This window comes from Hyalangium ruber, from assembly GCF_034259325.1.
GTDB lineage: Bacteria > Myxococcota > Myxococcia > Myxococcales > Myxococcaceae > Hyalangium_A > Hyalangium_A rubrum.
In genome coordinates this window covers 218,452-226,247 of sequence record NZ_JAXIVS010000016.1, presented here as the reverse complement: position 1 = coordinate 226,247, position 7,796 = coordinate 218,452, and the positions used below count along the sequence as shown (strand labels likewise).

6 protein-coding genes are annotated in these 7,796 nt (G+C 68.2%); 4 read left to right on the top strand and 2 right to left on the bottom strand.

What is annotated here, in order from left to right; translation table 11 throughout:
- On the top strand, positions 1 to 1,419 hold a 1,419-nt coding region (locus SYV04_RS36335), incomplete at its 5' end, for an Ig-like domain-containing protein (RefSeq protein ID WP_321550622.1).
- A gap of 128 nt (positions 1,420 to 1,547) precedes the next feature.
- Here SYV04_RS36335 and SYV04_RS36330 read toward each other — a convergent pair.
- Positions 1,548 to 2,579 (bottom strand): peptidoglycan-binding protein, encoded by a 1,032-nt coding sequence (locus SYV04_RS36330; protein ID WP_321550621.1) that lies wholly within the window; start codon positions 2,577 to 2,579, stop codon positions 1,548 to 1,550.
- A gap of 275 nt (positions 2,580 to 2,854) precedes the next feature.
- Here SYV04_RS36330 and SYV04_RS36325 point away from each other — a divergent pair, with 275 nt between their 5' ends.
- Entirely contained in the window at positions 2,855 to 5,263 is a 2,409-nt protein-coding gene (locus tag SYV04_RS36325) for a DNA polymerase domain-containing protein (protein WP_321550620.1), read from the top strand.
- An 18-nt stretch (positions 5,264 to 5,281) separates the two neighbouring features.
- Here SYV04_RS36325 and SYV04_RS36320 read toward each other — a convergent pair whose 3' ends face one another.
- Positions 5,282 to 5,947 carry a PilZ domain-containing protein gene (locus tag SYV04_RS36320; protein ID WP_321550619.1) on the bottom strand — a complete coding sequence of 222 codons (666 nt, stop codon included), beginning with the start codon at positions 5,945 to 5,947 and terminating at the stop codon, positions 5,282 to 5,284.
- A 157-nt stretch (positions 5,948 to 6,104) separates the two neighbouring features.
- On the opposite strand from SYV04_RS36320, the gene SYV04_RS36315 reads away from it, so the two are divergent.
- Both SYV04_RS36315 and SYV04_RS36310 read left to right on the top strand, forming a co-directional pair.
- Positions 6,105 to 6,986, top strand: a complete 882-nt coding sequence (locus tag SYV04_RS36315) for an alpha/beta fold hydrolase (protein ID WP_321550618.1) — start codon at positions 6,105 to 6,107, stop codon at positions 6,984 to 6,986.
- A gap of 94 nt (positions 6,987 to 7,080) precedes the next feature.
- A complete protein-coding gene (locus tag SYV04_RS36310) occupies positions 7,081 to 7,686 on the top strand; it encodes a hydrolase (RefSeq protein WP_321550617.1) in 606 nt (201 codons plus the stop codon).
- The last annotated feature ends 110 nt before the right edge of the window (positions 7,687 to 7,796 follow it).

Here is a 7,796-nt window from a genome sequence, read left to right as displayed (position 1 = left end):
GGCACCACGAGCGACGTGACGAACAGCGCGACGTGGACCTCGAGCAACACCGACCTTGCCACCGTGAGCAGCACGGGCCTGGCCACCGGTGTGGCTGCGGGTGGGCCCGTCACCCTCACCGCTACCCTGGGTGGCGTGAGCGGCACGGCTCAATTCACCATCACCGCTCCCCCGCCCGTGCTCACCTCCATCACGCTCACCCCCGCGACGGCTTCGGTTCGCCAGGGCTCGACACAGCAGTTCACCGCGCAAGGCAGCTACAGCGATGGCACCACGAACGACGTGACGAACAGCGCGACGTGGACCTCGGGCAACACCGACCTTGCCACCGTGAGCAGCACAGGTCTGGGCACCGGCGTGGCTGGGGGTGGGCCCGTCACCCTCACCGCTACCCTGGGTGGCGTGAGCGGCATGGCTCAACTCAGCGTCACTGGGTGGACGTCCGCAGGGTCCATGTCCACGAGCCGCTCCAACCACACCGCCACGCGGCTCGACTCGGGCCGGGTGCTCATCGCAGGGGGGCGCAATGGGACGACCACCCTGAGCAGTGCGGAGTTGTACGACCCAGCTACCAACTCCTGGTCTCCAGCCGCTGCCATGTCCAAGGGCCGCTTCGCTCACGCCGCCGTATTGCTCGACGGTGGTTACGTGTTCGTCACTGGGGGCGTCGGCGCCCTTACCAGCTCGGAGTTGTATGATCCGGAGAACGACGCCTGGTATGAGGTCAGCCCCATGAGCGGGGGCCGCTCCGGTCACACCATGACGCTGCTTGCCTCGGGTCAGGTCCTCGTCACCGGCGGCCACAATGGCAACAACACTGTAGCCACCGCGGAGGTGTTCGAGCCGCTCGCCAACATCTGGGTGAGTTCCAGCACCATGAGCACCGCCCGCGCCAACCACACGGCCACATTGCTCTCTTCGGGCAAGGTCCTCGTCTCAGGGGGGGCCAATGGTTCTGGGAGCTTGAGCAGCGCCGAGGTGTACGACCCGGCCACCAATTCGTGGGCTCCAGTGGCCACCATGGTGACGCGCCATAGCCTTCACACCGCTACGCTGCTCTCCTCGGGGAAGGTGCTCATCTCAGGGGGAACATCGCTCACCGAGCCCTCTTCCTCTGAGTTGTATGATCCAAGCACCAACGTCTGGTCCACAGCGGGCTCCATGGTCGAAGGCCGCTCCCGCCACACCGCCACGCGGCTCGATTCGGGCCAGGTGCTTGTCGCGGGGGGCGACGGCAGCAGCTATTACAACACCGCGGAGTTGTACGACCCAACCACCCCTTCCTGGTCCGCAACCCCCTCCATGGCCACGTCCCGTGGAGCTCACACCGCGACGCTGCTGACCTCAGGCAGGGTTCTCGTCGTGGGCGGCGAAGATGGCACCCAGTCCCTCGCCACGGCGGAGGCGTACGTGCCCTGAGCGCACAGCCTCGTTCGAGCGGACAGTCATGGGGCGAACCCGGTCGATAAGTTCTTCGGCTCGGCCTTGCAGGTGACGCCGCATGTCCACTCATGCGGTCGAGCGCTCGAACCAGCCCAGGTCGCGCTTCAGCGATTGCCCTTCGGACGGCTCACGGTGAAGGTGACGATGTTGTGATCCGAGCCGAGGGTCGGGCCGGCCTTGACGTTCGAGACCCGGCAGCCCGTGGACATCTCGTAGTCGATGCGGCCGTTGCCGTGGGTCTTCACGCCGCCGTGGGTGTTCATGCCCGCCTGCTGGGCGAGCCAGTGGGGCGACCACTTCCCCCGGGTCGACTCCGGCTCGTTCCAGTCGCCGCCGATGAGCAGGGCCTGGTCGGGGTTGTTCTTGAGCTGCCGCTTCGCGAAGGCGAGCAGCTTCTCGGAGAGCGACTTGTAGGTATCCACCCGGTTCTCCGGCCCGACGGGTTGCCCGTTCTTCCAGTCGACCGAGGGGGGCTGGTGGACCGAGACCACCTTCAGCCAGCCCGCGACCTGGACCGCCGTGGCCGCCCGCGGAGGGGCGTGGCCGCCGCGCACGGTGGTCCAGCCGCCCTCGCCCTGGATGTACTGGGCGTGCTTGGTGAGCAGGTCATCCTTGACGAGGATGCCCGACTCGCCGTGGTCCTTGGACTTGGGGAAGGTCACCAGGTGGTAGCCGGGAATCTTCTCCAGGGCCTTGTGGTAGCCGTTGATCTCCTGGAGCTGGATGAAGTCGAGGTCGTGGCTCTTGGCGAAGTTGCCCAGCTTCTTCTGCACCTCCTGGGGGTTGCGGTCGCGCTCGACGTTGTAGGTCGCGCCCTTGAGCGTCGACGGGGTTCTGTTCTTGCCGCCGCTGCCGCTGGTCTGGCTGGCCTGGGTGGTGGTGGCGGTGCTGGTGGTGGTGGTGGTGGCAGCGCGCTTCAGCGAGCGGGCCATCCGCTCTCCGACGACCCCCTGTGGCTTCTCCTCCCAGCCGTGGTCGCGCTTGTAGTCGACCACCGCTTTGGCGGTGCTGGCGTCGAAGCGGTTGTCGGCGGCACCCTTGAGGTAGCCGAGCGACTTCAGGCGCTCTTCCACCTTCTGAACGCGGTTACCGGTGGAGCCGACGTGGAGGGGGGGACGGTGGGCCTTGGTTCGCATGGTGTTGTCCATTCTCGTCCGCCGCGTGCGGGAGTTGCTTCGGTTCGAGGCCGGGCTTGTTGCGCTGCGTCAAGGCGGCCCGGCTTGGGGGGGGCGGGCCAGGGTGCCGCCCGCCGTCCTGCAGCGCGGTCAGCGCCGGGCCCACCGGAGCCATGGACGGGGCAGTACCGCTTGCCTCCCGGCGACACATTCGATGTCGTGGCGGAGGGCGACACGGATTTGCCGCGGGTGGGTTGACAACCTTCCCCGCCTCATCACTCTGAGAGATGGGCACGATGGAGGACGAATGGCTCTGGGGGTGGGATCCGACGCCGGGAATCATCTCCGTGTGGGCGGAGCCCGATGGTCGTGCCTTCGTCTGGCGGCGGATTCCCAGCACCGGCGTGCTCGTGCGAGAGGATGTGCGCTTTCGCCCGTGGCTGCTCCTCGCTGGCCTGGAGGACCTTGCCCACCTGGGCGCGAGGCTCCGTCCCGAGCATGAGGGGCCTGCTCCCAACCGCGTGACCTGGCAGGAACTCACGGGGCCTGGCGCGCTTCGCTACCTCGTGCGCGCGGACGATGGACGCGCGCTCGGCGCGGCGGTGCTGCATGGCGCCTCGCGTCGCATCGGCCGCTCTTTGGGGCACCTGCGTGAGCTGGGCGCCGACACGGTGCTCGCACTCCCTCCGGAGGAGCAGTACCTCATCGCCTCGGGCCGCACGTATTTTCGCGAGCTTGGCTTCGACGCGCTGCACCGCCTGCAGCTGGATCTCGAGACCACGGGGCTCGATCCCAGCCAGGAGCGGATCTTCCTCGTGGCACTGCGCGACCCCAAAGGCGAGACCGAGGTGCTCGAGGCTCATGGCGAGGATGGCGCCGCCGAGGCCGAGCTCCTCCACCGGCTGGTCGCGCGCGTGCGGGCCCACGATCCAGACGTCATCGAGAACCACAACCTGCATGGCTTCGATCTGCCATTCCTCGCGCACCGCGCACGGCTGCTCGGCGTCCCGCTCGCCCTGGGGCGGGCCGGTGCGCCGGGGCTACGAGAGCGCCCGGCCGCGCGGGGAGCCTCGCTGGGACGTGGTCCCCAGAAGGCCCTGCGCCGCATGCGGTACACGGTGCCTGGCCGCGAGTTGATCGACACGATGGATGCCGTCCTCCGGCACGACTTCGCCGCGAGAGATTTGCCGGGCCATGGGCTCAAGGCGGTGGCTCGGCACCTCGGGCTTGCCAGCCCCTCGCGAGAGCACATTCCGGGCGCCCGGGTATACGAGTTCTTCCGCAGCGATCCCGAGCGTGTCCGGCGCTACGCGCGTGACGATGTGACGGAGGCCGCGGGGCTGGCTCGCATGTTGGGCGGGGCAGCCTTCGCGCTGGCCCGCATGGCGCCCCGCCGCTACGAGCGCCTCGCGGACGCGGGGCCCGCGACTGGCGTGCTCGACCCGCTCCTGGTGCGCGCCTACCTCCGGGCGGGGGCCGCGCTTCCGGCGCACGAGGGCAGTGACGGCACACCCCACAGCGGGGCGGCGCTTCACCTGTTCGCCACGGGCGTCGCACGGCACATCGTGAAGGCGGACGTGGCCAGCCTGTATCCCTCGCTGATGCGAGAGTACCGGATCGGACCGAAGCGCGATCGGCTTGGCGCCTTGCTCGCCCTGGTCGACCGGCTCGTGGAGCAACGGCTGGCGGCCAAGGCACGGGCGCGGGCCGCGGCGCCCGGCTCACCGGAGCGGCACAGTCAGGAGGCGCTCTCCGCGGCGATGAAGATCGTCGTCAACTCAGCCTACGGCTACCTGGGTGCCTCGGGCCTCACACGCTTCGCGGATGTACACGCCGCCAACGAGGTGACCCGACGCGGGCGCGAGGTGCTGGAGTTGCTGTGCCAGGAGCTGGCCCGGCGCGGTGTCACTCTGCTGGAGGCCGATACGGACGGGGTGTACTTCGCCGTGCCGGAGGACTGGAGCGAGACAGACGAGCGCCGGGTGGTCTCCGAGGTGGCGGCCCTGTTGCCACCCCGGGTTCAACTCGAGTTCGACGGGCGCTATGCGGCGATGCTCTCGCATGAACCGAAGAACTACGTGCTGCGGTCCTACGACGGGGCCCTCGTTCTGCGCGGCGTGGCGTTCCGCTCCAGCCGGGCAGAGCCCTTTGGCGAGAGCTTCCTGCGTCGGGCGCTGGGTTGCCTCCTGGAGGGCGACATTCCGGGTGTGCGGCAGGCCTATGTCGAAGTCGTCATGGCGCTGCGCCGGCGGCAGGTCCCCACCGCTGAGGTGGCGGCGCAGGTCCGGCTGACGAAGGCTCCGGAGCAGTACCTTGCCACGCGCTCACGCAGGCGCGAACTGCCCTACGAGGCCATGCTGTCGAGCGGGCGAGACCAGTGGGCTGTCGGCGAGCACGTGCGGCTCTATCGGGCCGTGAGAGGGCAAGCACGGCTGCTGCCCACCCCGCATGAGGACGACGACAACTCCCAGGAGGCGCGGGGAGAAGAAGATTCGAAAGGCACGGAGAATGATCCGCGAGACTACGACGCGGACTACTACGTCCGGCTGGTGCGCGAGACGTTCGCGGCTCGACTGGTGCGTGCGCTGACTCCCGAGGACTTCGCGGCGGTGTTCGCGGATCCCGGGCAGCCCTCCCTCTTTGCTTCTTCACTGACCCAGGCCCGGCCGATCCTGACGCAGCTCCCCTCGGAGCTGTCACGGTGAAGTACCTGCTGCGAGGCTTCAGCGGTCGGAGGCGGCGCGATCCAAGAGGCGTTGAATGGCCGAGGTCTGCCGCGCCTCGTTGCCCGTGAAGCGCATGCCCAGGCCCCGCTCTTCCCCTTTTTCGCCCTGCCAGACCACCCGCGCCTCGAGCCACACCCCACCCAGGCCGAACAGTCCGTTTTCCACCTTCAGCCACACCGTCTCGCCCTCCTTGAGCTTGCCGAGGTCGCGGCCGACGACGAACGCACCCGACTGCGACAAGTCCCGGAGTTCCCCGGACACCTGTCGGTTGGGCAGCTTGAGCTGGCAGCTCTTGCGGATGGGGAAGCGCTCGCGCGAGGCCGTGCCCATGGACAGCGGTCGCCGCGCGCAGAAGGCGATCATCTCCGCGGCCCGGCGCTTGTGGTCCCCGAGGAAGTTCGCCACGAAGCCGCCCATGCCATCGCGGCCGAGCACCCGCGTGGTGGTCTCCGCGAGTGCCTCGAGCTCGAAGCGCGCATCTTCATCCTCGAAGCTGATCGTGAGGAGCACGCGGGTGCCTTCGAAGATCCGGCGGGAGGTCGGCACGAAGAGCTTCAGCGTGCCGCGCTCGGTCTTCGAGGCGGAGAGCAGGGCGCGACGCGAGGCGTACCGGACCTCGAGCGGGGTGCCGGGGTCGTGGGTCTTCGGGCCGGCGTTGTTCATGGTGACCGCTCCTGGACGCGTCTAAGTCGCATGCACTGTACTCCCTGCTGCTCGGCACTAGCATGATTGTGGGATGGACGCGGGCGCTCTGTTGGGTGCGCAAACCCGCCACCAGGGCTTCGCACGTGTTCATGTTTCTTCGAGGGGGCCTCGTGCCATGCAGCTCAGCGACTGGAAGCGTGAAGGAAGGTTCTTCTCTTTCGAAGGGCACCGCATCTTCTACCGCGACGAGGGCGTGGGGGAGGTGCTGCTGTGCCTCCACGGCTTTCCTACTTCCTCGTGGGACTGGTCCCGCCTCTGGCCTGGGCTCATCCCTCGGTTCCGGGTGATTGCCCCGGACCTGCTCGGCTACGGCTTCTCGGACAAGCCCCCGCGACACGGCTATTCCCTCCTGGACCAGGCGACGCTCACCGAGCGGCTGCTGGCGTCTCTCGGAATCACCCACGTCCATGTGCTCTCCCATGACTTCGGGGTCTCCATCGTCCAGGAACTCCTCGCACGCCAGCTGGAGCAGGAGAAGGCGGGCCTGACGGGGCTGGTGCTTCGCTCCTCGTGCTTCCTCAACGGGGGCCTCTTCCCCGAGGTCTATCAGCCCCGAGTGATTCAGCGGCTCCTGGCAAGCCCGGTGGGTGCGCTCGTCTCGCGGCTCGTCACCCAGCGCTCCTTCGAGCGAAGCTTCACCTCCATCTTCGGCGAGAGGACCCGGCCCTCGAAGCAGGAGCTGCAGGAGTTCTGGGAGGTCATCACCCACAACGGCGGCTCGCGGATTGCCCACCGGCACATCCGCTTCATGGAGGAGCGGCATCGCTACCGGGAACGCTGGACCGATGCGCTCCAGCGCACGCGTGTCCCCTTGCGGATGGTGAATGGAGCGGCGGACCCGGTCTCTGGCGCGCACATGGCGGCGCGCTACCGTGAGCTCGTGCCCCACCCGGACATCGTCTCGCTGGAGGGCATCGGGCACTACCCCATGGTCGAAGCCCCGCGGGCCGTGCTCGAAGCGGTGCTCGCCTTCATGGCGGGTGCAGCGCGACCGTGAGGGCGAACCGGCAGAGCAGCTTGGGGCAGGCAAAGGCGAACGCGGCTTCGTTGGAGTTGCCGGACTCGATGCGCTGCTGACGCCCGAGAACACCGTGCTGGTGCTCATCGACCATCAGCCCTTCCAGTTCGCCAACCTGCACAGCCACGAGCCGACGATGGTGCTGAACAACGTGATTGGGCTGGCCAAGGGCGCCAAGGCCTTCAACGTGCCGACCATCCTCACCACGGTCCTCGAGGAGCGCGGCGGCTACCTCGTGAAGGGCCTGCAGGACGTCTTCCCCGAGCAGAAGCCCATCGACCGCACGTTCATCAACACCTGGGAGGACAGCCGCGTCGTGGACGCGGTGAAGAAGACCGGGAGGAAGAAGCTGCTGCTCGCCGCGCTGTGGACGGAGATCTGCCTGGCCATGCCCGCCATTCAGGCCGCGGGCGAAGGCTTCGAGGTCTACGTGGTCACGGACGCCTCGGGCGGCGTCAGCGCCGAGGCGCACGACATGGCGGTGCGGCGCATGCAGATGGCGGGCGTGACGCCCATCACCTGGATGGCGGTCATCTCCGAGTGGCAGCGCGACTGGGCCCGCGAGGCCAGTGTCGCTGCGCTCGCCAGCGTCGTCGGCGACCATGGAGGCGGCAGCTCCGTGGCCTTCGCCTGGGAGATGCAACTGCTGGCGGCAGGGCGGGCCAACCGGGGCAGGTGAGCAAGCGGTCTTCCCCTGTTCGGGGATGGCGCTCCTCCGTTCTATTGATATCGTCCTCCTGAGTTCCATTTCCTTCAGGGAGACTCAGGAGGGCGATGTCCGTGGAGACA